At 40.1% G+C, this 262-nt stretch carries 1 protein-coding gene; it reads right to left on the reverse strand.

What is annotated here, in order from left to right; genetic code table 11:
* Positions 1 to 262: hypothetical protein (locus tag SB764_RS41600; protein ID WP_410866978.1), on the reverse strand; the 262-nt coding region annotated here is incomplete at both ends.

Below are 262 nucleotides of genomic sequence, written 5' to 3' on the forward strand. Positions count from 1 at the left end.
GGTCTGACCAGTAGGGGTAGCATCAATAATGGTTACATACACCATTGCACCTGTTTGCGCGGAGGTATATGTTTTAGCAACCAATTGGCTTATTGAAAGTCTCGGTGCTATAATTCCATCCAGTTTACCTGTGACTGTCGGAAATCCCGTAACATCTAATGTAGCTTGAGGAGGAGCAGTATTAATCCCAACCTGTGCTTGTACAAGATATCCTGTAAAAGATAAGACTGCAAGTGTTAATAATTTGTTTTTCATTCTAATG

Source organism: Paraburkholderia sp. SIMBA_027 (genome assembly GCF_046535315.1).
Classification (GTDB): domain Bacteria; phylum Pseudomonadota; class Gammaproteobacteria; order Burkholderiales; family Burkholderiaceae; genus Paraburkholderia; species Paraburkholderia tropica.